This is a genomic window from Bacillus sp. RO1 (assembly GCF_012524115.1).
Lineage (GTDB): Bacteria > Bacillota > Bacilli > Bacillales > Bacillaceae_I > Sutcliffiella_A.
Genome location: NZ_JAAZWB010000071.1, coordinates 40,191 through 62,334, shown reverse-complemented (window position 1 = coordinate 62,334; position 22,144 = coordinate 40,191). Strand labels below are relative to the sequence as shown.

Annotated in this window: 24 protein-coding genes, 1 rRNA gene and 2 other annotated features; all 25 genes read left to right on the top strand. The window is 42.1% G+C overall.

The window, feature by feature from the left end; translation table 11 throughout:
• A 5S ribosomal RNA gene (gene rrf, locus HC179_RS21350) occupies nt 1–71 on the top strand; the annotation flags it as partial.
• Nucleotides 72–807: 736 nt separating this feature from the next.
• Entirely contained in the window at nt 808–1,269 is a 462-nt protein-coding gene (locus HC179_RS10635; protein WP_148990085.1) for a CtsR family transcriptional regulator, read from the top strand.
• Between the two features lie 11 nt (nt 1,270–1,280).
• Entirely contained in the window at nt 1,281–1,829 is a 549-nt protein-coding gene (mcsA, locus tag HC179_RS10630) for a protein-arginine kinase activator protein McsA (RefSeq protein WP_168864283.1), read from the top strand.
• Entirely contained in the window at nt 1,830–2,894 is a 1,065-nt protein-coding gene (mcsB, locus tag HC179_RS10625) for a protein-arginine kinase McsB (protein WP_148990087.1), read from the top strand.
• 22 nt (nt 2,895–2,916) lie between these two features.
• Entirely contained in the window at nt 2,917–5,355 is a 2,439-nt protein-coding gene (gene clpC, locus HC179_RS10620) for an ATP-dependent protease ATP-binding subunit ClpC (protein WP_060666628.1), read from the top strand.
• 199 nt (nt 5,356–5,554) lie between these two features.
• Entirely contained in the window at nt 5,555–6,931 is a 1,377-nt protein-coding gene (gene radA / locus HC179_RS10615; RefSeq protein WP_010191450.1) for a DNA repair protein RadA, read from the top strand.
• Between the two features lie 2 nt (nt 6,932–6,933).
• Nucleotides 6,934–8,007 carry a DNA integrity scanning diadenylate cyclase DisA gene (disA, locus tag HC179_RS10610; protein WP_148990090.1) on the top strand — a complete coding sequence of 358 codons (1,074 nt, stop codon included), beginning with the start codon at nt 6,934–6,936 and terminating at the stop codon, nt 8,005–8,007.
• A 107-nt stretch (nt 8,008–8,114) separates the two neighbouring features.
• Nucleotides 8,115–9,206, top strand: a complete 1,092-nt coding sequence (locus HC179_RS10605; protein ID WP_168864282.1) for a PIN/TRAM domain-containing protein — start codon at nt 8,115–8,117, stop codon at nt 9,204–9,206.
• 181 nt (nt 9,207–9,387) lie between these two features.
• Nucleotides 9,388–10,065 (top strand): 2-C-methyl-D-erythritol 4-phosphate cytidylyltransferase, encoded by a 678-nt coding sequence (ispD, locus tag HC179_RS10600; protein WP_168864281.1) that lies wholly within the window; start codon nt 9,388–9,390, stop codon nt 10,063–10,065.
• A 25-nt stretch (nt 10,066–10,090) separates the two neighbouring features.
• Entirely contained in the window at nt 10,091–10,567 is a 477-nt protein-coding gene (gene ispF / locus HC179_RS10595; protein ID WP_168864280.1) for a 2-C-methyl-D-erythritol 2,4-cyclodiphosphate synthase, read from the top strand.
• Between the two features lie 273 nt (nt 10,568–10,840).
• Complete coding sequence (gene gltX / locus HC179_RS10590; RefSeq protein WP_168864279.1) at nt 10,841–12,292, top strand: glutamate--tRNA ligase; 1,452 nt, start codon at nt 10,841–10,843, stop codon at nt 12,290–12,292.
• Between the two features lie 57 nt (nt 12,293–12,349).
• Nucleotides 12,350–12,591: a binding site (T-box leader), on the top strand.
• A gap of 64 nt (nt 12,592–12,655) precedes the next feature.
• Nucleotides 12,656–13,321 carry a serine O-acetyltransferase gene (cysE, locus tag HC179_RS10585; RefSeq protein WP_168864278.1) on the top strand — a complete coding sequence of 222 codons (666 nt, stop codon included), beginning with the start codon at nt 12,656–12,658 and terminating at the stop codon, nt 13,319–13,321.
• Nucleotides 13,302–14,702 (top strand): cysteine--tRNA ligase, encoded by a 1,401-nt coding sequence (cysS, locus tag HC179_RS10580; protein WP_168864277.1) that lies wholly within the window; start codon nt 13,302–13,304, stop codon nt 14,700–14,702. Before cysE ends, cysS begins: the two co-directional genes overlap by 20 nt.
• Nucleotides 14,703–14,709: 7 nt before the next feature.
• Nucleotides 14,710–15,120 (top strand): Mini-ribonuclease 3, encoded by a 411-nt coding sequence (locus HC179_RS10575; RefSeq protein ID WP_168864276.1) that lies wholly within the window; start codon nt 14,710–14,712, stop codon nt 15,118–15,120.
• A gap of 2 nt (nt 15,121–15,122) precedes the next feature.
• Nucleotides 15,123–15,866, top strand: coding sequence for a 23S rRNA (guanosine(2251)-2'-O)-methyltransferase RlmB (gene rlmB, locus HC179_RS10570; RefSeq protein WP_060666618.1), 744 nt, complete (start codon nt 15,123–15,125; stop codon nt 15,864–15,866).
• Nucleotides 15,867–15,872: 6 nt separating this feature from the next.
• The gene (locus HC179_RS10565) at nt 15,873–16,382 is read left to right on the top strand and encodes an NYN domain-containing protein (RefSeq protein ID WP_060666617.1); all 510 of its coding nucleotides are present in this window, start codon (nt 15,873–15,875) and stop codon (nt 16,380–16,382) included.
• A gap of 113 nt (nt 16,383–16,495) precedes the next feature.
• Nucleotides 16,496–17,101, top strand: coding sequence for an RNA polymerase sporulation sigma factor SigH (sigH, locus tag HC179_RS10560; protein ID WP_087942026.1), 606 nt, complete (start codon nt 16,496–16,498; stop codon nt 17,099–17,101).
• Between the two features lie 114 nt (nt 17,102–17,215).
• A complete protein-coding gene (rpmG, locus tag HC179_RS10555; RefSeq protein ID WP_010191464.1) occupies nt 17,216–17,365 on the top strand; it encodes a 50S ribosomal protein L33 in 150 nt (49 codons plus the stop codon).
• A gap of 29 nt (nt 17,366–17,394) precedes the next feature.
• Entirely contained in the window at nt 17,395–17,577 is a 183-nt protein-coding gene (gene secE, locus HC179_RS10550; RefSeq protein ID WP_010191465.1) for a preprotein translocase subunit SecE, read from the top strand.
• Between the two features lie 415 nt (nt 17,578–17,992).
• Nucleotides 17,993–18,526 carry a transcription termination/antitermination protein NusG gene (gene nusG, locus HC179_RS10545; protein ID WP_060666616.1) on the top strand — a complete coding sequence of 178 codons (534 nt, stop codon included), beginning with the start codon at nt 17,993–17,995 and terminating at the stop codon, nt 18,524–18,526.
• 171 nt (nt 18,527–18,697) lie between these two features.
• Nucleotides 18,698–19,123 (top strand): 50S ribosomal protein L11, encoded by a 426-nt coding sequence (rplK, locus tag HC179_RS10540; protein ID WP_148990097.1) that lies wholly within the window; start codon nt 18,698–18,700, stop codon nt 19,121–19,123.
• A 117-nt stretch (nt 19,124–19,240) separates the two neighbouring features.
• Nucleotides 19,241–19,945, top strand: coding sequence for a 50S ribosomal protein L1 (rplA, locus tag HC179_RS10535; protein ID WP_168864275.1), 705 nt, complete (start codon nt 19,241–19,243; stop codon nt 19,943–19,945).
• Nucleotides 19,946–19,994: 49 nt separating this feature from the next.
• Nucleotides 19,995–20,140, top strand: a sequence feature (ribosomal protein L10 leader region).
• A gap of 40 nt (nt 20,141–20,180) precedes the next feature.
• Complete coding sequence (gene rplJ, locus HC179_RS10530; RefSeq protein WP_010191469.1) at nt 20,181–20,681, top strand: 50S ribosomal protein L10; 501 nt, start codon at nt 20,181–20,183, stop codon at nt 20,679–20,681.
• A 66-nt stretch (nt 20,682–20,747) separates the two neighbouring features.
• Complete coding sequence (gene rplL, locus HC179_RS10525; RefSeq protein WP_168864274.1) at nt 20,748–21,110, top strand: 50S ribosomal protein L7/L12; 363 nt, start codon at nt 20,748–20,750, stop codon at nt 21,108–21,110.
• Between the two features lie 167 nt (nt 21,111–21,277).
• Nucleotides 21,278–21,880 carry a class I SAM-dependent methyltransferase gene (locus tag HC179_RS10520; protein WP_168864273.1) on the top strand — a complete coding sequence of 201 codons (603 nt, stop codon included), beginning with the start codon at nt 21,278–21,280 and terminating at the stop codon, nt 21,878–21,880.
• Nucleotides 21,881–22,144: the final 264 nt, after the last annotated feature.

Genomic DNA, 22,144 nt, shown 5'->3' with positions numbered 1-22,144 from the left:
CGGAAGTTAAGCTCTTCAGCGCCGATGGTAGTTGGGGGATCTCCCCCTGTGAGAGTAGGACGTTGCCAGGCAAATTTATAAGAAACCAGTGCTTATTAACTTAGGCGCTGGTTTTTTTGTGTTTCATGAGTGTAGGCAGAGGGGGGAGTTAAGTGAATGAAGACATCTTGGGAGGGGGAAATTTAGTGAGAGTGTCTTCATCAGGGGGATGAAGACATTTTTGAGGGAAAATTTTGCTCGATAGTGTCTTCATTATGAGTATGAAGACACTTTAAAGGGGAAATTTTCATGGAGAATGTCTTCATGGAGGTTTTAAGGACATGTAAGAGGGGGGAATTTTATAATATAGATCTTAATCACTGTTATAAAGCCCTTCAAAAGTAGAAATTCCGTCTTAACCATTGTTGTTATAAAGCCCTTCACAACCAGAAACCCCTATCCAAGGTTTCTACCTCTACCCACATTCTAACGAGATTCTTGCGCCCCGTTAGTCCCCAGCAATTTCTAAAAGTCTTAAAAGGACCTACTACATCTCTCCCAACAGACGTCTTTACCTCCAAATAATTCTTTTGAACAATTTTGACCAATTGACGTTTAAACACCACACAAAAGTGGAATTCTGTTTGAGAGAGATTATTTTGTAAGAAACGCTCCCTATATCCAATACCCTACATATATTGACGTAAAGACACCCCAAACGCGCCAGAATGACAGTTTTTAGCGAAAGGTTATCTATTGAATTTTTTCGGAAGGTCTTATATATTTTACATATAGTCAAAGATAGTCAAGGTCAGATAGGAGGATAGCATGAGGAACATATCTGATGTCATTGAGCATTATTTGAAACAGGTGTTAGAGGGCAGCAGGGAGAATTCTGCTGAGATTAAACGAAGTGAGATAGCAGATAAGTTTGAATGTGTGCCCTCTCAGATTAATTATGTGATTAATACTAGGTTTACGATTGAACGAGGATATTTGGTGGAGAGCAAGCGTGGGGGCGGCGGGTATATTAGGATTATCAAAATTAAGCCGCATGACCATTTGCAATTAATCGACCAGCTTATAGAACTGATAGATGTGAGAGTTTCCCAAGCTAGTGCGGAGGATGTAATCTTTCGGTTGGTGGAAGAGAAGGTGATTTCCGCTAGGGAGGCGAAGATAATGGTAAGTGTCATGGATCGCTCTGTTTTATATTTGGGCCTGCCTGAAAGAGATGAGTTGCGGGCAAGGATGTTAACAGCCATGCTGACTACACTGAAGTATCGGTAGGGGGGATGAAAATGGTATGTCAAGAATGTAATGAGCGTCCGGCTGCTTTGCATTTTACGAAGATAATTAATGGAGAAAAATCCGAGATTCATATATGTGAGCATTGTGCTCAAGAAAAAGGCAGTATGTCATTGTTTACGGGTGGTTCAGGTTTTTCGATTAATAACCTGATCGCTGGATTGTTAAATACGGAACACGCCATTTCCAATCCACAACAGGAAGACCTTGAGCCACGGAAGATCTTACAGTGTGAGCGATGTAAGATGACATTTCCGCAGTTTACGAAAATAGGCCGGTTTGGTTGTTCTGAGTGTTACCATACTTTCTCCGACAAAATGCAGCCTATATTAAAAAGGTTGCATAGTGGAAACACGGTGCATGCAGGGAAAATACCGAAACGAATCGGCGGGAGTATGCACGTAAGGAAAGAAATAGATTCGCTTAGAGAGGAATTACAAGAGCTTATTTTACAGGAAGAATTCGAGAGTGCGGCGAATACTAGAGATAGAATCAGAGAATTGGAAAGGCAATTGAGTGAAAAAAGAGAGGGGGAGCAGTAGATGTCTCTTGAACACTTTTTGAATAATGCGGTCAGCTCTTGGATGAAGCAGGAGGGTCCGGATTCAGATATCGTCCTTAGTAGTAGGGTGCGACTTGCTAGGAATTTAGAAAAGATGCAGTTTCCGACAGTGTCTAGCAATGAGGAAGCTCAACAGATAGTGGATATCATGAGGCAGCATTTTGGGGAAAAGGAGTTCCAGGATCTTGGGGAGCTAGAGTTTCTCCTTATGGAGGAAATGAATGCCTTAGAGAAGAGAGTGCTGGTAGAAAAGCACTTAATCAGTCCACAACTGGCGGAGGATTCGGCATTTGGAGCATGTTTGTTATCACCGAATGAAGAAGTGAGCATTATGATAAATGAGGAGGATCATATCAGGATACAATGCTTGTTTCCCGGACTTCAATTAAATGAAGCGTTGCAGGTGGCTAATTCATTGGATGATTGGATAGAAGAAAAGATTGATTATGCGTTTGATGAAAAACGAGGATACTTAACGAGTTGCCCGACAAATGTGGGGACGGGGCTGCGCGCTTCCGTCATGATGCACTTGCCCGCATTGGTGTTGACTCAGCAGATGAACAGAATTGTTCCGGCAATTAATCAATTGGGATTAGTTGTTAGAGGAATTTATGGGGAAGGCAGCGAAGCTTTAGGGAACATCTTTCAAATATCTAACCAAATGACACTTGGTAAGTCAGAAGAAGATATTGTCCAGGATCTTATGGGTGTTGTGCATCAACTTATTTCACAAGAGCGCTCTGCCAGGGAAGCATTAGTCAAAACTTCGAACATACAATTAGAAGATAGGGTATTTCGCTCATACGGGTTGCTGGCACATAGCCGGGTAATGGAGACGAAAGAGGCGGCAAAGTGTTTGTCGAATGTGCGGCTTGGTATAGATTTAGGCTATATCACCGACATTTCCAGATCCATTTTGAATGAATTAATGATATTAACTCAACCGGGCTTCTTGCAACAATATGCTGGAGGACCATTAAAGCCAAATGAAAGAGATGTTCGCCGGGCTAGCTTGATTAGGGAAAGAATGCGATTAAATAGATAAAATATTCGGGAGGCGATTGGATATGATGTTTGGTCGATTTACAGAAAGAGCGCAAAAAGTATTGGCATTGGCACAAGAAGAGGCATTGCGCCTAAGCCATAATAATATTGGAACAGAACATATCCTGCTTGGACTAGTTAGAGAAGGGGAAGGGATTGCTGCGAAAGCGCTAATTGCCCTTGGACTGGGACCTGAAAAAATTCAAAAAGAAGTGGAAAACCTCATTGGTAGAGGTCAGGACAGCGGACAGTCTATCCCTCACTATACACCAAGAGCGAAGAAGGTAATTGAGCTATCCATGGATGAAGCACGTAAACTTGGTCATTCCTATGTGGGAACAGAGCATGTATTGCTTGGCTTGATTCGCGAGGGTGAAGGTGTGGCGGCACGCGTATTGAATAACTTGGGAGTGAGTTTGAACAAGGCTCGCCAGCAAGTGTTGCAATTGCTGGGAAGCAACGAGTCTTCCGGAGGACATCAAGGTGGTGCATCTGCCAATGTGAATACACCTACTTTAGATAGCTTGGCAAGGGATTTAACAGCGGTCGCGCGTGAAGGCAGCCTTGATCCTGTTATCGGACGAAGCAAGGAAATCCAGCGTGTGATTGAGGTACTTAGCCGAAGAACAAAAAACAATCCGGTATTGATTGGGGAACCTGGAGTGGGGAAAACGGCCATTGCTGAAGGACTCGCACAGCAAATTGTGAGTAACGAAGTTCCGGAAATCCTTCGTGATAAGCGCGTTATGACATTGGATATGGGTACGGTTGTTGCTGGTACGAAATATCGCGGGGAGTTCGAGGACCGCCTGAAGAAAGTGATGGATGAGATCCGTCAAGCTGGTAACATCATTCTTTTCATTGATGAACTTCACACCTTGATAGGTGCAGGTGGTGCAGAGGGCGCCATTGACGCATCCAATATTTTAAAGCCATCCTTGGCCCGTGGAGAGTTGCAGTGTATCGGTGCAACCACGCTAGATGAGTACCGTAAATATATCGAAAAAGATGCAGCACTTGAACGACGCTTCCAACCAATCCAGGTGGATGAGCCGACGACAGAAGAGTCCATTCAGATTTTGACAGGACTTCGCGATCGCTATGAAGCCCATCACCGTGTATCTATCACCGATGAAGCGATTGAGCAGGCGGTTAAACTTTCCGACCGTTACATTTCTGACCGCTTCCTGCCAGATAAAGCGATAGACTTGATTGACGAAGCAGGATCCAAAGTGCGACTTCGTTCCTTTACAACACCTCCGAACTTAAAAGAGTTAGAGGTGAAGCTAGAAACCGTTCGCAACGAGAAAGATGCTGCCGTACAGAGCCAGGAGTTTGAAAAGGCGGCTTCCTTAAGAGATACAGAGCAACGTCTTCGTGAACAATTAGAAGAAACAAAGAAAACGTGGAAAGAAAAACAAGGACAAGAGAATTCTGAGGTGACAGTGGAAGATATTGCGATGGTGGTATCAAGCTGGACGGGAATTCCGGTATCTAAACTGGCACAAACAGAAACAGATAAACTGTTAAACATGGAATCTTTATTGCACTCCCGTGTCATTGGGCAAGATGAAGCAGTTAAAGCTGTATCGAAAGCTGTTCGTCGTGCACGTGCTGGCTTGAAAGATCCGAAGCGTCCAATAGGATCCTTCATTTTCCTTGGACCAACTGGGGTAGGTAAAACGGAACTTGCAAGAGCCCTAGCTGAATCTATCTTCGGTGACGAGGATGCGATGATTCGTATTGATATGTCCGAGTATATGGAGAAGCATTCAACTTCCCGTCTTGTTGGTTCCCCTCCAGGTTATGTTGGATATGATGAAGGCGGCCAATTGACGGAGAAGGTACGTCGCAAACCGTATTCTGTTATTCTGTTAGATGAAATTGAAAAGGCACATCCTGATGTGTTCAATATTCTACTACAAGTGTTAGAGGATGGCCGTTTGACAGATTCGAAAGGTCGCACGGTAGACTTCCGCAACACGCTTGTTATTATGACATCGAATGTTGGTGCAGATGCCTTAAAACGCAACAAATATGTAGGTTTCAATGTACAGGATGAGAACCAGAACTATAAAGACATGAAAGGGAAAGTAATGGATGAGCTGAAAAAGGCGTTCCGTCCGGAGTTCCTAAACCGTGTTGATGAAATGATTGTGTTCCACTCTTTAGAGAAGACACACTTGAAAGAAATTGTAACGTTGCTATCTGAGCAGCTAACGAAACGCCTGAAAGAACAGGATATCGACTTGGAGCTGACAGATGCTGCAAAAGAAAAGATTTCAGAAGAAGGCTATGATCCGGAATATGGTGCAAGACCGTTGCGCCGTGCCATCCAAAAGCACGTGGAAGATAAACTATCAGAAGAGCTGTTAAAAGGAAATATCGAGAAAGGCAAGAAAATCTCATTAGATGTGGTAGACGGAGAATTTGTTGTCCGTGATGTGGAAAAAGTAAAATAAGGTTGATGGTCGTTTTACATGGCTGAATAGAAGTGGAGGTTAGCTCTTGATATAAGGGCTTTCCTCCTTTCTTGTATTTTCCAATGGTTTAGATTAGCGTAAGTTATGTGAAATAAGGTATCATAAAAGAAGGAAAACAATGGTATTTTTATTATACTCTTTTCATAAAGATTATTGTTAATATAGAGAGGATTTTTGGATGGCAAAGCGTAAGACAAAGTTTATGTGTAAGGAATGCGGGTATGAGTCTCCTAAGTGGATGGGGAAATGTCCCGGGTGCAATGCTTGGAATACAATGGTGGAGGAACTTGAAGAGTCAAGGACGCCAAGGCGCGGAGGTTTTACGACGTCCTCATCTACACTGGCAAGAAAAGCGGAATCCATCACGAAAGTGGAAAATATAAAGCAGTCAAGGATTTATACAGATATGGAAGAGTGCAATAGAGTGCTTGGAGGCGGATTGGTCCAAGGGTCACTTGTTCTTATTGGGGGAGACCCCGGAATTGGAAAGTCTACTTTGTTGTTGCAGGTGTGCTCTCAATTGGCATTAAAAAAACATCGTGTCCTATACATATCGGGGGAAGAATCTGTTCAGCAAACAAAGCTGCGGGCAGATCGATTAGGAGTACAGGCAGAAGAACTGTTTGTTTTATCAGAAACGGACTTTGAGCTTGTTGCAAAAGCAGTAGACGATGTACAACCAACCTTGCTTGTTGTCGATTCCATACAAACTGTTTATCATCCTGCTGTTACCTCCGCTCCAGGGAGTGTGTCACAGGTTAGAGAATGTACGGCTGAGTTGATGCGGATTGCTAAGACTAAAAATATTGCTGTCTTCATCGTAGGTCATGTAACAAAAGAAGGTTCTATTGCAGGACCGCGCCTTTTGGAGCATATGGTGGACACTGTGTTGTATTTTGAAGGAGAAAGACACCACACATATCGCATCTTGCGTTCGGTGAAAAATAGATTCGGCTCCACGAACGAGATTGGTATTTTTGAAATGAAGGAAGAGGGGCTGACGGAAGTAAAGAATCCGTCAGAAATCTTTTTAGAAGAACGCTCAAAAGGAGCGGCAGGTTCCACGGTTGTAGCATCAATGGAAGGTACAAGGCCCGTATTGGTGGAAATCCAGGCATTGATTTCTCCAACAGGTTATGGGAATCCAAGAAGAATGGCAACAGGAATCGACCATAACAGGGTATCTCTCATCATGGCGGTGCTTGAAAAAAGAGTGGGACTGTTGCTTCAAAACCAGGATGCCTACTTGAAAGTGGCAGGAGGGGTTAAACTCGATGAACCAGCCATTGACCTCGCAGTAGCGGTCAGCATTGCCTCCAGTTTCCGTAACCAAACATCTGAACCAACAGATGTGGTGATAGGAGAAGTGGGACTGACAGGTGAAATCAGACGGGTCTCCCGCATTGAACAACGAGTTCAAGAAGCGGCAAAGCTTGGATTCAAACGAGTGATCATACCCGCGAAAAATCTGGGAGGATGGACCATTCCAAAAGAGGTTAATGTGATTGGCGTTAACACCATTGAACAGGCTCTTCAATATACTCTAGGGGGATAGAGATGGAAGAACAACGGCAGAAAGAAAAAATAATGGCAGATACGTTACAGTTTATCGCACCTGGAACACCTATTCGGGAAGGAATCAACAATATTCTAAGATCCCAAACCGGCGGACTTGTGGTGGTGGGATTCAATGATAAAGTGAAAGACATGGTAGACGGCGGGTTTTCCATCAATTGTCCATTCAGTCCGGCCTACGTGTATGAATTGGCCAAAATGGATGGTGCCATCATCCTGAATGAAAAAGGGACGAAAATATTGTATGCCAATGCTCAATTGACACCTAACTCCACCATCATTTCAACGGAAACAGGAATGAGACATCGAACAGCAGAACGTGTGGCTAAGCAGACAGGATGTCTTGTGGTAGCGATATCTCAGCGCCGTAATGTCATTACATTGTATAAAGGCGATTTTCGTTATGCATTGCGTGATATCGGGGTTATTTTTACGAAGGCAAACCAAGCGATTCAAACGTTGGAAAAATATAAAACAGTACTAGATCAAGGTATTACCAATTTAGGTGCCTTGGAATTTGAAGAACAAGTATCATTATCAGAACTTTTACAGGTGATACATCGTATAGAAATGGTACTCCGCATAAAAAATGAAATACTAAGCTATATAAATGAGCTTGGGACGGAAGGCAGACTCATCCGTCTACAAATGACAGAACTACTTGCTCATATTGAAGAAGAAGCGATTCTACTTATAAAAGATTATTGTCTGGATAAAGAGATGGATGCGTTTATGATTTTAAGAAGATTGCAGGAGTTGGCTAATACCGATCTATTGGACGATGCTGTTATCCTGAAGATGCTAGGGTATTCTGGGTTTATGAATCCGGATGAAATTGTCCTGCCAAGAGGATATAGAGTATTGCATAAGATCCCGAGACTTCCGCCGCTTGTCATTGAAAACCTTGTCTGCAAGTTCTGGAATTTAAAGCATATCCTTCATGCAACCGTGGAGGAACTGGATGAAGTGGACGGGATTGGTGAGGTGCGAGCGCGAAAAATCAAAGAGGGATTAAAACGAATACAAGATCAGCTATTAATAGACCGTCAAATGTAAGCCGTAAAATCAGGAATGTGACAAAATCCTTACAAAAGTAAATTAAAAGTTTTTTCGACGTTTTATTTAATGGAAACTGTTTATAATGAATAAAGGGAGGTGAGGCAATGTTAAGGCGTACGGTTCAACTATTCTTTTTAATCCTTGGCGGAACACTGGGGATCTTTTTCATTCCCGAGCTGTTTTCTCTCTTGGATCTAGGGGATATCCCTTTTCTTACGAAGCCTTATACTGTTGCTATTTTAGGAGCAATTATATTTTTTATCCTTACTTTTTGGTTAGTGGATTATGTTGTAGGATTCATTAAATGGATAGAGGAATCTTTAGTGAAAGCGCCTGTTACCGATGTGTTATTTGGTAGTCTAGGACTTATCTTTGGACTGATTGTTGCGTATCTAGCAGTTATTCCTTTGGAGAGAATCCCTTTTGTCAGTGCCATTTTCCCTATTTTCATTACCATTTTATTAGGATACCTTGGTTTTCAAGTAGGCTTTAAGAAGCGAGATGAATTGGTAAGTTTATTTTCCATCTCTTCAAAATTTGGTAAGAAAAAATCAGTAGAAGATGATGAGTTGGATTTATCCTCAAAGAAGCTGAAAATCTTGGATACGAGCGTTATTATTGATGGCAGGGTGGCCGATATATGCCAAACTGGTTTTCTAGAAGGAACAATCGTCATTCCGCGATTTGTTCTAGAAGAGCTTCAGCATATCGCTGATTCTTCCGATGTATTAAAACGAAATCGTGGTCGACGTGGATTAGATATTCTAAACAGAATTCAAAAAGAATTAGCGATAAAAGTAGAGATATATGAAGGGAATTTTGAAGATATCCAGGAAGTGGATTCTAAGCTTGTGAAGCTAGCAAAGTTGACCTCTGGTGTAGTAGTTACCAATGACTTTAACTTAAACAAAGTATGTGAGCTCCAAAATGTTGAAGTGTTAAATATCAACGATCTTGCCAATGCGGTCAAGCCGGTCGTTCTTCCTGGCGAAGAGTTGACTGTACAAGTCATTAAAGACGGAAAAGAACATAATCAAGGTGTCGCATATTTAGATGACGGTACCATGATTGTAGTGGAAGAAGGCCGTGATTACATCGGCAAGCACATCCAGGTACTAGTCACAAGCGTCCTCCAGACATCTGCCGGACGAATGATCTTTGCCAAGCCCAAACAACTAGAACGGGCTGCGTTATAAGTAAAACCTATGGAATTCAAATACCATAGCTGATGAATGAAGCGAAAGGCGAGGCCTGGCGCGGAAATCATCAGCGGAGGTGAAACGACAACCTCCAATAACATACTCTTACCCTCTTAAGCTATGCTTAGAGGGTATAAGTTATTTTGTGAAAAAACAACACTCACGGGAGAGTAAAACAATGAACTACCAAGTAATCGTACTAGCAGCAGGACAAGGAAAGCGGATGAAAGCAGGGAAAAACAAGCAGTTCATCGAGCTTGAGGGGAAACCTGTCATCATACATACCCTCTCCGTCTTTGAAGCGGACCCATGGTGTAAAGAGATTAAACTAGTCATCAATGAAAAAGAAAAAGATATATTCAAAGAACTTCTTATCCAATACCCGGTACCTAAAATAAAAGAAATGGTCCTTGGTGGAGATGAGCGACAGGATAGCGTGTATAATGGGCTTACATCGCTTCAATCAGCAGAAATTGTACTTGTTCATGATGGAGCAAGGCCTTTCATTTCTCGGGACGTCATTCACAATCTGGTGGAAAAAGCGTCCAAAGATGGAGCTGCAATTGTAGGTGTGCCTGTTAAAGATACGATAAAACGTGTTAGCGTGGCGGGAATAGTGGAAGAAACGGTGGAGCGATCCAGCTTATGGTCCATCCAAACGCCTCAAGCTTTCCGGTATCCAATCCTGAAAGCCGCGCACGAAAAAGCAAAAACAGAAAACTATTTAGGGACCGATGAAGCAAGTCTCGTAGAACGTATCCAAGTGCCGGTACACATAGTACAAGGCGAATACGAAAACTTCAAACTAACCACACCAGAAGATCTAATCCTTGCAAAAGCTTTTTTACAAAAATAATACTCTATGATAAATGAGGTGCACTATGTTTCGAATTGGACAAGGTTTTGACGTACATCAGTTTGCAGAAGGCAGACCACTAATAATCGGAGGCATCACCATCCCTTATGAAAAAGGGCTGCTAGGACACTCAGATGCGGACGTACTATTACATACAATCTCCGACGCATGCTTAGGCGCAATTGGAGAAGGAGATATCGGAAAACACTTCCCAGACACAGACCCGGCATTCAAAAATGCAGATTCCGCTGTTTTAATGGAGCAGGTATGGGCAATAGTAAAAGAAAAAGGCTATACACTTGGAAATGTGGACTGTACCATCATTGCACAAAAACCAAAAATGGCTCCACATATCGAACCGATGCGCAAACGAATAGCAGAACTACTAGAATCGGACGTGGAACAAGTCAATGTAAAAGCCACAACCACCGAAAAGCTCGGCTTCACCGGCAGAGAAGAAGGAATCGCCGCCCAAGCAGCCGTCCTCTTAATAAAGAGATAGTTTTTGTAAGACGTGATATCTAGCTGTTGATTGGAGCAAAAGGCGAAGACTCCTGAGGGAGATAGCGCTAGGTGGAGACCCCGCAGGCGTAAGCCGAGGAGGCTCCAGCAGCGCCCCTAGGAAAGCGAAGCCATTTGCGGAAATCAACAGCGGCGTTATAACAAAACCATAGAAAGAAATAGCTACGTGCTCCAGCATTTTTATGTTAAAATAATGCTTAGTTTTAAAAACCGTCCGGGCCCGAAAGCCGACGGAAAATGGAGGTAACAAAACATGACAGTTCGTGTACGATATGCCCCAAGTCCAACAGGGCACTTACATATAGGAAATGCCAGAACCGCACTATTCAACTACCTGTTTGCACGCAGCCAAAACGGGAAATTCATCATTCGTATTGAAGATACAGACAAAAAACGTAATATCGCAGGCGGAGAAGAAAGCCAGCTGAAATATTTGAAGTGGCTTGGAATGGACTGGGATGAAAGCGTCGATGTCGGTGGTGAATATGGCCCATACCGCCAATCAGAACGTAATGAAATTTACACCAAATTTTATAATGAGCTTTTAGAAAAAGGGCTTGCCTATAAATGCTATTGTACGGAAGAGGAACTGGAAGCGGAGCGCGAAGAACAGATTGCCCGTGGAGAGAACCCTAGCTACTCTGGCAAGCATAGCAACTTAACTGTAGAAGAGCAAAAAGCATTTGAAGAAGAAGGAAGAGAACCAAGCATTCGCTTCCGCGTGCCAAAAGGAAAAGAAATTAAGTTCCAAGACATGGTAAAAGGTGACGTATCTTTTGAGTCGGATGGCATTGGTGACTTTGTTATCGTGAAAAAGGATGGAACACCTACTTACAATTTTGCGGTAGCTGTGGATGATCACCTGATGCAGATTTCTCACGTCCTTCGTGGTGACGATCATATCTCAAACACACCTAAACAAATCATGATTTTTGAAGCATTAGGCTGGGATGTTCCTGTATTTGGTCATATGACGTTAATAGTGAACGAAAGTCGTAAAAAATTAAGTAAACGTGATGAGTCCATCATCCAGTTTATTGAGCAATATGAGGAGCTTGGCTATCTGCCTGAGGCTTTGTTCAACTTTATTGCCTTGCTTGGCTGGTCTCCAGTCGGCGAAGAGGAAGTCTTCTCCAAGGAGCAATTTATTGAGATTTTTGACACTGCTCGTTTATCCAAATCACCAGCGGTATTTGATACAAACAAATTAACGTGGATGAATAACCAATACATTAAAACAATGGACCTGGAACGACTTGTTGATCTTTCCTTGCCGCACCTAATAAAAGCAGGTCGTCTGGAAGAAATAATGACAGAGGTTCAGAAGGCTTGGGCGAAAGAACTTATCGGACTTTACCAAGAGCAGATGAGTTTTGGAGCGGAAATTGTGGAATTGACGGATATGTTCTTCCAAACGCATATTGAATACGACGAAGAAGCAAAAGCTGTCCTGGCTGAAGAACAAGTACCAGAAGTAATGGTTGCCTTCCATAAGGAATTGGAAGAGATGGAGGACTTCTCTGTAGACAACATCAAAGCTGCAACGAAAGCTGTTCAAAAAGCTACGGGTCATAAAGGGAAAAAGTTGTTCATGCCGATCCGTGTGGCAACGACTGGCCAAACACATGGTCGTGACCTGCCGCAAACGATCCATCTACTAGGAAAAGATACAGTTTTAGCAAGATTGTCAAAGCTAATCGGTTAACATTTTACGTAAAACATAATATGATAGAACTAACATATTTTTAAACGAGATAACCATAGATGAATGTTGAAGAGGAGAGTAGAAAAGGTACATCCTTTCCAGAGAGAATCGCCATGGCTGCAAGCGATTCATGTGATGACCTTTTTGAAATGCACCTCGGAGTCTGTTACTAAAAGGCCTTAAAGCTGAGTAAGTGACAGCGGCAACCTCCCGTTACGAGGCTTAAGTGGGGATATGGGTCCTTCTATAAGTCAACCCATATCCAAACAGAGTGGAACCGCGCCATAAGCGTCTCTGTGTCAATGACACGGAGGCGTTTTTATTTTTGATAAACACTTATGGACAGAAGAAAGGAGGTGCTCCATGTTTCGCACACTAAAGGAAGACATAGAAGTGGTATTTGAACAAGACCCAGCTGCAAGAAATTATTTCGAAGTAATCCTAACCTATTCCGGCCTTCATGCTGTATGGGCACATCGGATTGCACATGCATTCTTTAAAAGAAAAATGTTCTTCATAGCAAGAGCCATCTCTCAAGTGAGCCGGTTCTTCACCGGAATCGAAATTCATCCAGGTGCCAAAATCGGCCGCAGATTTTTTATTGACCACGGAATGGGAGTTGTCATAGGAGAAACCTGTGAAATTGGGAATAATGTTACTGTCTTCCAAGGAGTAACTCTCGGCGGTACCGGGAAAGAAAAAGGAAAACGACATCCTACCATACAGGACAACGCACTTATTGCTACTGGTGCCAAAGTGTTGGGTTCCATCACAATCGGTGAAAACTCCAAAGTTGGAGCGGGGTCGGTCGTATTGAAGGACGTACCTGCCAACTCAACAGTTGTCGGCATACCAGGAAAGATTGTCATACAAGATGGAGTGAAGGTGAAAAGAGATTTGAATCACCACGAAATGCCAGATCCGACAGGTGACAGGTTTGTGGAATTGGAAAATCAAATAGCCCGCCTGCAAAATGAACTGCTACTTTTAAAAGAGAGGAAGAAAATAGATGACCATTCATCTTTATAATACATTAACACGTCAAAAGGAAAAGTTTGTCCCGCTTGAAGAGGGCAAGGTAAAGATGTATGTGTGCGGACCGACCGTATATAACTACATTCATATCGGGAATGCAAGACCGCCAATCGTGTTTGATACGGTCAGAAGATACTTAGAATACCGCGGCTATGAAGTGAATTACGTTTCTAATTTTACGGATGTGGATGATAAGCTGATTAAGGCTGCAAATGAATTAGGAGAAGATGTGCCGACCATTGCCCAACGTTTTATTGAAGCCTACCACGAAGATGTTTCAGCTCTGGGTTGCAAACAAGCAACTGTCCACCCAAGAGTGACAGAAAGCATGGACATTATTATAGAGTTCATTGAAGCATTGATTGAAAAAGGATATGCCTATGAGTCTGGTGGAGATGTTTATTACAGAACCCGCGAGTTTAAGGAGTATGGAAAGCTTTCACATCAACCGATAGAGGACCTTCAGCTTGGAACTCGTATTGAAGTAGGAGATAAGAAACAAGATGCACTTGATTTTGTCCTATGGAAAGCGGCAAAAGAGGGTGAAATCTATTGGGAAAGTCCATGGGGGAATGGCAGACCTGGGTGGCATATCGAATGCTCGGCAATGGCGCGCAAATATCTTGGAGACACCATTGATATCCATGCCGGTGGACAGGATTTGTCCTTCCCGCATCATGAAAATGAAATCGCCCAATCCGAGGCGTTGACAGGTAAGACATTTGCTAACTATTGGTTGCACAATGGGTATATTAATATCGATAATGAAAAGATGTCCAAATCGCTTGGTAATTTCGTATTGGTTCATGACATCATCAAAAAGCATGACCCGCAATTATTGCGTTTCTTTATGCTTTCCGTCCATTATCGCCATCCAATCAACTATAATGAGGAGCTGCTGCAAAGCACCAAAAACGGCCTGGACCGTATTCGAACAGCTTACGCTAACTTAAAGCATCGTTTGGACAATACAGCAGACCTTGCAACTGATGATGTAGAATGGACAGAAAAAGTAGAAGGATTTAAAAATGAATTCATTCAAGTAATGGATGATGATTTTAATACAGCCAATGCCATTTCAGTTTTGTTTGATATGGCGAAACAAGCCAACCTTTACTTAAACGGGAAAAATACATCTGAAAAAGTGTTGCAGGCTTTCATTGCCCAGTTTGAAGAACTATTTTCTGTTATCGGTGTGTCCCTTACCGCCGAGGAAGAACTATTGGATGAGGAAATTGAAAGCTTGATCCAACAGCGAATCGATGCAAGGAAAAACCGTGATTTTGCAAGAGCGGATGAGATTCGTGACGAATTGAAAGCGAGAAATATCATCCTCGAAGATACAGCACAAGGCACGCGTTGGAAAAGAGGCTAATATCTGAATGAGCAAAACACAAGTAGATGCTAAGCAATTAAATAGTCTAGCGCTTGCCTATATGGGGGATGCGGTGTATGAAGGATACATCCGCCACCACCTTTTGAAATCCGGAAAGATTCGCCCAAACCAGTTGCACCGGGCTGCAACAAACTATGTGTCTGCGAAATCGCAGGCACATCTGCTTCACCAACTGATGGAGCGTGAATTTTTTACCGAAGAAGAACAAGGTGTGATCAGGCGGGGGCGCAATGCCAAGTCCGGTTCCGTACCAAAAAATACGGACGTGCAGACATACCGCTACTCTACCGCATTTGAAGCGCTGATCGGCTATCATTATTTACGTGAAGACATAGACCGCATGGAAGAAATCGTGTTTACCTGCATAGAACTGGTAGACAGCAAGAGAGGTGAATAGAGATGACAAAAGAATTCATTATGGGAAGAAACCCGGTCCTAGAAGCACTTAAATCGAATCGAGAAATCAACAAGCTATGGATTGCAGAAGGTGGTCAAAAAGGCTCTATCCAACAAGTGATTGCCATGGCAAAGGAAGCGAATGTTCTTGTACAATTCGTTCCCCGTAAAAAAATTGACCAGATGGTGGAGGGAAATCATCAAGGCGTCGTCGCTTCTGTCGCTGCCTATGACTATGCAGAGCTTGACGATTTGTATAAAGCTGCAGAACAGCGAAACGAAGATCCATTCTTTCTGATTCTTGATGAGATTGAAGATCCCCATAACTTAGGTTCCATCATGCGTACAGCAGATGCAGTAGGGGCACACGGCATCATCATACCTAAGCGCAGAGCGGTAGGTTTGACTGCAACAGTTGCTAAAGCCTCCACAGGTGCCATTGAGCATATACCGGTTGTGAGAGTAACCAATCTTGCCCGAACAGTGGACGAGCTGAAAGAGCGAGGGCTTTGGATCTTCGGTACAGATGCAAAAGGAACGGTTGATTATACGAAAATGGATGGCTCCTTGCCGCTTGGGCTTATCATCGGCAGTGAAGGAAAAGGAATGGCCAGACTCTTAAAAGAAAAATGCGATTTTCTTGTATCTTTACCGATGGTAGGAAAAGTCACGTCATTAAATGCATCAGTAGCAGCAAGTTTATTAATGTATGAGGTTTTCCGCAAAAGATTGTCGGCAGGAGAGTAAGGAAGAATGGATATTCTACTGGTAGATGGATATAACATTATCGGTGCGTGGCCGGAGCTAAGGGTTTTGAAAGATCAGGATCTCGCAATGGCCCGTGATATCCTTATTTCTAGAATGGCAGAGTACCAGGCGTATACAGGCTACAAGGTAATTATTGTTTTTGATGCACATATGTCACAGGGAATAGAGACAAAGTACAAAAATCATCGCGTGGAAGTCATTTATACTCGTGAAAACGAAACAGCCGATGAAAGGATCGAAAAACTCGCAATCAGCTTAAGTGACATCCGCACACAAATTCATGTTGCCACTTCTGACTTTACAGAACAATGGGCTATCTTCGGTCAAGGTGCGTTGCGGAAATCTGCTCGTGAACTGTTAAATGAGTCAAACGCTATCGAGGAAAGAATAAAAAAACGCGTAACAAAATTTACCAACGAAAAGCCGTCAAAACGCATTGAACTGGACCATGAAATTTCAGCAATTTTCGAAAAATGGCGCCGAGGACAGCGATGAGTGGTTGACGGTCAATTTATGCCTACTGTATAATATTTCTATCTACTGATTCAGTCGGAGGGATAGGTGTGATAGTGAGCGATCCAAGAAATGCTAACAGGATATTAGAGCTTATGGAAGACGAACAGATGGTAGAACTTGTGCATTTAGGTGATAGTGAAGCGCTAGACTATTTAATCAACAAGTATAAGAACTTCGTTCGCGCGAAGGCTAGATCCTATTTTCTTATTGGTGCAGATCGCGAGGATATTGTGCAAGAAGGGATGATAGGTCTATACAAGGCAATCCGAGACTTTAAAGAGGACAAGTTGACTTCTTTCAAGGCATTTGCCGAACTATGCATTACAAGACAAATCATTACTGCGATTAAAACTGCTACAAGACAGAAGCATATTCCATTGAATTCGTACGTATCATTGGACAAGCCTATCTATGACGAAGAATCGGACCGCACATTAATGGATGTCATTTCGGGTGCTAAGGTTATGGACCCTGAAGAATTAATCATAAATCAAGAGGAATTTGATGATATAGAAGTTAAGATGGGGGAGTTGCTGAGCGACCTTGAGAGAAAGGTTCTTGCCCTTTACCTGGACGGACGTTCCTATCAGGAAATTTCAGAAGATTTAAACCGGCATGTAAAATCCATCGACAACGCATTACAAAGGGTTAAACGTAAGTTAGAAAGGTACTTGGAGCTGAGAGAGATCACGTTATAAACAGTTACATCTCGTAGGCCAAAATACCGAATGGTGGCGCCTTCAAATCACATTGACTAATTATTACGCCTATGTTACATTTTTAGGGACATCTATGTTTTGGTGGTGTAACACATGCAAAGTAAGGTAGCACTTGCTTGCGCGACGTGCTCTTCCCGCAACTATTCAACAGTGAAAGGAAAATCACAAAGCGCAGAGCGATTAGAGATAAAGAAGTTTTGTAAAGTTTGTAATGCTCACACCGTTCATCGGGAGACAAAATAGATCACTATCTGGGGTTGGAGGTTACATGGATGGGACGTTTGACTAATTTTTTTCGTGATGTAGCTCGCGAAATGAAAAAAGTAAGCTGGCCAAAACGCCAAGAACTAACTCGCTACACAATTACAGTAGTAACAACAGTATTGTTTGTAGCAGTGTTTTTCTGGGTTATTGACTTAGGTATTTCCGAGTTAATCCGTGCTTTGATTAACTAATCACTTAAGAGCAAACAATAATTTTTTCCTTATTCCTTTTGCTCTTGAATAAGTAATGTTATATCATGGTATAATGTAAATAATACTTTCTGACAAAAAGCCCGTTCAACGGGTTTTTTCATTTGGGAAAAAACACCACGGTGTTTTGCTAGTTTCACTGATTTTTAATAGGCAGTATTCTTGGTGATTAACCAAACTACCCCTGTTGATTGTAGTGAAGGGTGTGAGACTCCTGAGGGAGATAGCGGTAGCTTGAGACCCCCGAGCGTTGTGAGGAGGCTCAAGCACCGCCCCTAGGAAAGCGAACACCCATAACGGAAATCAACAGGGAGTCCAACGGAATCCTGATGATTACCATTTATAGTCTCAAAAATAAAATGCTAGAAAAGGGAGGGACGGACACAAGTCCTAAACAATGGAGAAAAACTGGTACGTTGTTCATACTTATTCCGGATATGAGAATAAAGTAAAAGCGAACTTAGAAAAACGAGTAGAATCGATGGGGATGCAAGACAAGATCTTCCGTGTCGTAGTTCCTGAAGAAGAAGAAACAGACATCAAAAACGGCAAAAAGAAAGTAACCAAGAAAAAAGTTTTCCCAGGTTACGTTCTAGTAGAAATCGTCATGACTGACGACTCTTGGTATGTTGTACGTAACACACCTGGAGTAACAGGTTTCGTAGGATCAAGCGGCTCCGGTTCCAAGCCAACACCTCTATTGGATGATGAAATTGCATTCATTCTGAAGAGAATGGGCATGATGGAAAAGCAAGTAGAAGTAGACTTCGATTTGAAAGAATCCGTAAAAGTAACAGAAGGACCATTTGCAAACTTCACTGGCCACATCGTAGAGCTGGATAAAGACAAGCATAAAGTGAAAGTTCTAGTGAATATGTTCGGCCGTGAAACCCCTGTGGAGCTTGACTTTACACAGATTGAAAAATTATAATGTAAAAAAACTTGAAATAGTTTCGTAAAAATGATATTATTTCAAAGGTCAGTATGTCTCTGAAACAGAGACTATTAATAAAAAATATTCTTTATTAAATATATAAAGAATGAGTTGAGTGGGAGGGAGAAATCCCAGATACCACATCACGGACTTAAGGAGGTGTGTCTCGTGGCTAAAAAAGTAATAAAAATGGTAAAGCTACAAATTCCAGCAGCGAAAGCTAACCCAGCACCACCAGTTGGACCAGCACTAGGTCAAGCAGGTGTTAACATCATGGGTTTCTGTAAAGAGTTTAACGCTCGTACAGCAGATCAAGCTGGATTGATTATCCCTGTTGAAATCACGGTTTTTGAAGACCGTTCATTTACATTTATTACGAAAACTCCACCTGCTGCAGTTTTACTTAAAAAAGCAGCTGGTATTGAGTCTGGTTCTGGTGAACCAAACCGTAATAAAGTTGCAACAGTTAAGCGTGATAAAGTACGCGAAATTGCGGAGACGAAAATGCCAGATCTAAACGCTGCAAGCGTAGAAGCTGCAATGCGCATGGTTGAAGGTACTGCTCGTAGCATGGGTATCGTCATCGAAGACTAATCCCATTGCTTTTGATTTAACTGCTGTTCAGGGTTGCGGATTTTGGTTTATGGCCAATTCGCAACCTTTATTCGTGGGAGGTTATTCCGCTAAAACCACATAAGGAGGACGTTTAAAATGGCTAAAAGAGGTAAAAAGTACATCGAAGCTGCGAAACTTGTAGACCGTCAAACGGCTTACTCTGTTAACGAAGCTATCGAATTAGTTAAGAAAACAAACACTGCGAAGTTCGACGCTACTGTGGAAGTTGCATTCCGTCTTGGAGTTGACCCTCGTAAAAATGACCAACAGATCCGTGGAGCAGTAGTGCTTCCTCATGGAACTGGTAAAACTCAAAAAGTCCTAGTTTTCGCTAAAGGCGAAAAAGCGAAAGAAGCAGAAGCTGCTGGAGCTGACTATGTTGGGGATGCTGACATGATCGCGAAAATCAACCAAGGATGGTTCGATTTCGACGTAATCGTTGCTACACCAGACATGATGGGTGAAGTTGGTAAACTAGGACGCGTATTAGGACCTAAAGGTTTAATGCCAAACCCTAAAACTGGTACAGTTACATTTGATGTAACTAAAGCTGTTAACGAGATCAAAGCTGGTAAAGTTGAATACCGTCTTGATAAATCCGGTAACATCCACGTACCAGTTGGTAAAATCTCTTTCGAAGATACGAAGCTTGTTGAAAACTTCACAACTATCTATGAGACTTTACTAAAAGCTAAACCGGCTGCTGCAAAAGGTACATTCATGAAGAACATTGCTGTTACTTCTACAATGGGCCCTGGAGTAAAAGTTGATGCTTCTACTTTCGTAGCTACCAAAAACTAACATATTGACACAAGATAACTAGACGGTTATAATAATCGTTGTGTTTATAAAAATGATATTGTTTGTACCGTAGACAGTAGGTGCCGATTGGCTTAATTTCCTACCGAGGTGTGAATTTTTACGATATAAAGCCTTGTGCTTTTAACGATAAAACTTCTGCCTCCACCTGCGTGGAGGCATTCTTTATGTACACCGGTCGGTATAAGTGGTAACCAACTTTTTAGGAGGTGTAACGATGAGCAAAGCAGTTGAAGTAAAAAAACAAGCTGTTGGAGAAATCGCTGACAAGTTTAAAGGTTCTGTATCTACTATCGTAGTTGACTACCGTGGACTTAACGTTGCGGAAGTAACTGAACTTCGTAAACAACTTCGTGAAGCAGGTGTTGAGTTCAAGGTTTACAAAAACTCTTTAACTCGCCGTGCGGCTGAAGCAGCAGACATCAACGGACTTAACGACGCATTAACAGGACCTAACGCTATCGCATTCTCTACTGAAGATGTAGTAGCTCCTGCTAAGATCCTTAATGACTTCGCGAAAAAGCACGAAGCATTAGAAATCAAAGCTGGTGTAATCGAAGGAAATGTTGCAACGGTTGAAGAAGTGAAAGCTCTTGCTGAACTTCCATCCCGCGAAGGTCTTCTTTCCATGTTGCTTAGCGTCCTTCAAGCTCCAATCCGCAACTTGGCTCTTGTTACGAAAGCAGTTGCAGATCAAAAAGAAGAGCAAGGCGCTTAATTTCGATCTAGCAAGTTAAGTAAGAAAAAACAATAAAACTTATAATATCTAAGGAGGAAATTAACAATGACACACGAACAAATCATTGAAGCGGTTAAAAATATGACTGTTTTAGAACTAAACGACCTAGTAAAAGCAATCGAAGAAGAATTTGGTGTAACTGCTGCTGCTCCTGTAGCTGTAGCTGGTGGCGGAGCTGCTGAAGCTGCTGCTGAGCAAACTGAATTCGACGTAGTACTAGCTAACGCTGGTGGACAAAAAATCAAGGTTATCAAAGTAGTACGTGAAATCACTGGCCTTGGTCTTAAAGAAGCTAAAGAAGTTGTAGATAACGCTCCTAAAGCTCTTAAAGAAGGCGTTGCTAAAGAAGAAGCTGAAGAAATCAAAGCTAAACTTGAAGAAGTTGGAGCAACTGTAGAAGTTAAGTAATTACAGGCTCTTTAAAAGGAAAGCTCGCTACGTGTTAGCGGGCTTTTTTTAAACGGTGCCACACTTGACGTAAGGACCGCCTGGTTACTGTCTTTTTCAAGGGTGCTAATATATGAAGTTGATTTGGTGAAAAGTTAGTGATAGCTTTTCAGATAAGGAGACTAAATATGACGAATCATTATTATACAAACAAGCCATCTGTGGAAAGCAACCGTCAACAATGGAAATTTGATTTGAAAGGTAACAACTTTTCTTTCATAACGGATAGCGGTGTTTTTTCAAAAAAAGAAGTGGACTTTGGATCAAAAGTGCTGATAGAGGCTTTTGAAGAACCGGAAGTGGAAGGTCGCATTCTGGATGTTGGCTGTGGATATGGTCCGATTGGATTGTCTCTTGCAAAATTTTATCCACATCGTCACGTGGACATGATTGATGTCAATGAACGAGCTGTCGAACTTGCCAAAGAAAACGGTTCTGTTAACAAAGTGGAAAACATCACGGTTTTCACTAGTGATATCTATGAAAATGTCACTACCACCGACTATGCGGCAATACTTTCTAATCCTCCGATCCGCGCTGGTAAAAAAGTAGTTCATGAAATTTTAGAAAAAGCTTGGACGCATTTGGCGCCAAAAGGTGAACTGTGGATTGTGATCCAAAAGAAACAGGGAGCTCCTTCTGCAATGGAGAAATTGGAATCATTGTTTGAGGAAGTGGAAGTTGTGACAAAGAAAAAAGGCTACTCCATCATCAAATCAAAAAAGGGTTGACTTGGTTTTTTTGTTATGGTAGCATTGTTTAATGCCAATATGTATTTTTCTGAGCACTAATAATTTTATGTATTTTGCATGTATAAAATTAGTATGCTTGGAAAAGATAGTAAAATCAATAGAGCGATTGTAAAAACGTGGTTTTCTGTATTGAAACCATTTTTTATTTTTAACATGGATTCGTTTAAGCAGCATTGTTTCCATGTTGAATGTTTTTTTATGTTTGGCTTTGAGTGGTTTATATTTTTTAAACTACTATTAATA

Bases quoted from the DNA above. Each gene is read 5' to 3' on its own strand.
- rlmB (WP_060666618.1), top strand. From the start codon at position 15,123: ATGACAAAAGAATTCATTATGGGAAGAAACCCGGTCCTAGAAGCACTT.
- nusG (WP_060666616.1), top strand. From the start codon at position 17,993: ATGGAGAAAAACTGGTACGTTGTTCATACTTATTCCGGATATGAGAAT.
- radA (WP_010191450.1), top strand. From the start codon at position 5,555: ATGGCAAAGCGTAAGACAAAGTTTATGTGTAAGGAATGCGGGTATGAG.
- cysS (WP_168864277.1), top strand. From the start codon at position 13,302: ATGACCATTCATCTTTATAATACATTAACACGTCAAAAGGAAAAGTTT.
- secE (WP_010191465.1), top strand. From the start codon at position 17,395: ATGGGACGTTTGACTAATTTTTTTCGTGATGTAGCTCGCGAAATGAAA.
- HC179_RS10575 (WP_168864276.1), top strand. From the start codon at position 14,710: ATGAGCAAAACACAAGTAGATGCTAAGCAATTAAATAGTCTAGCGCTT.
- rplA (WP_168864275.1), top strand. From the start codon at position 19,241: ATGGCTAAAAGAGGTAAAAAGTACATCGAAGCTGCGAAACTTGTAGAC.
- sigH (WP_087942026.1), top strand. From the start codon at position 16,496: ATGGAAGACGAACAGATGGTAGAACTTGTGCATTTAGGTGATAGTGAA.
- rpmG (WP_010191464.1), top strand. From the start codon at position 17,216: ATGCAAAGTAAGGTAGCACTTGCTTGCGCGACGTGCTCTTCCCGCAAC.
- mcsA (WP_168864283.1), top strand. From the start codon at position 1,281: ATGGTATGTCAAGAATGTAATGAGCGTCCGGCTGCTTTGCATTTTACG.
- HC179_RS10605 (WP_168864282.1), top strand. From the start codon at position 8,115: ATGTTAAGGCGTACGGTTCAACTATTCTTTTTAATCCTTGGCGGAACA.
- ispF (WP_168864280.1), top strand. From the start codon at position 10,091: ATGTTTCGAATTGGACAAGGTTTTGACGTACATCAGTTTGCAGAAGGC.
- clpC (WP_060666628.1), top strand. From the start codon at position 2,917: ATGATGTTTGGTCGATTTACAGAAAGAGCGCAAAAAGTATTGGCATTG.
- HC179_RS10635 (WP_148990085.1), top strand. From the start codon at position 808: ATGAGGAACATATCTGATGTCATTGAGCATTATTTGAAACAGGTGTTA.
- HC179_RS10565 (WP_060666617.1), top strand. From the start codon at position 15,873: ATGGATATTCTACTGGTAGATGGATATAACATTATCGGTGCGTGGCCG.
- mcsB (WP_148990087.1), top strand. From the start codon at position 1,830: ATGTCTCTTGAACACTTTTTGAATAATGCGGTCAGCTCTTGGATGAAG.
- gltX (WP_168864279.1), top strand. From the start codon at position 10,841: ATGACAGTTCGTGTACGATATGCCCCAAGTCCAACAGGGCACTTACAT.
- HC179_RS10520 (WP_168864273.1), top strand. From the start codon at position 21,278: ATGACGAATCATTATTATACAAACAAGCCATCTGTGGAAAGCAACCGT.
- rplL (WP_168864274.1), top strand. From the start codon at position 20,748: ATGACACACGAACAAATCATTGAAGCGGTTAAAAATATGACTGTTTTA.
- ispD (WP_168864281.1), top strand. From the start codon at position 9,388: ATGAACTACCAAGTAATCGTACTAGCAGCAGGACAAGGAAAGCGGATG.
- cysE (WP_168864278.1), top strand. From the start codon at position 12,656: ATGTTTCGCACACTAAAGGAAGACATAGAAGTGGTATTTGAACAAGAC.
- disA (WP_148990090.1), top strand. From the start codon at position 6,934: ATGGAAGAACAACGGCAGAAAGAAAAAATAATGGCAGATACGTTACAG.
- rplJ (WP_010191469.1), top strand. From the start codon at position 20,181: ATGAGCAAAGCAGTTGAAGTAAAAAAACAAGCTGTTGGAGAAATCGCT.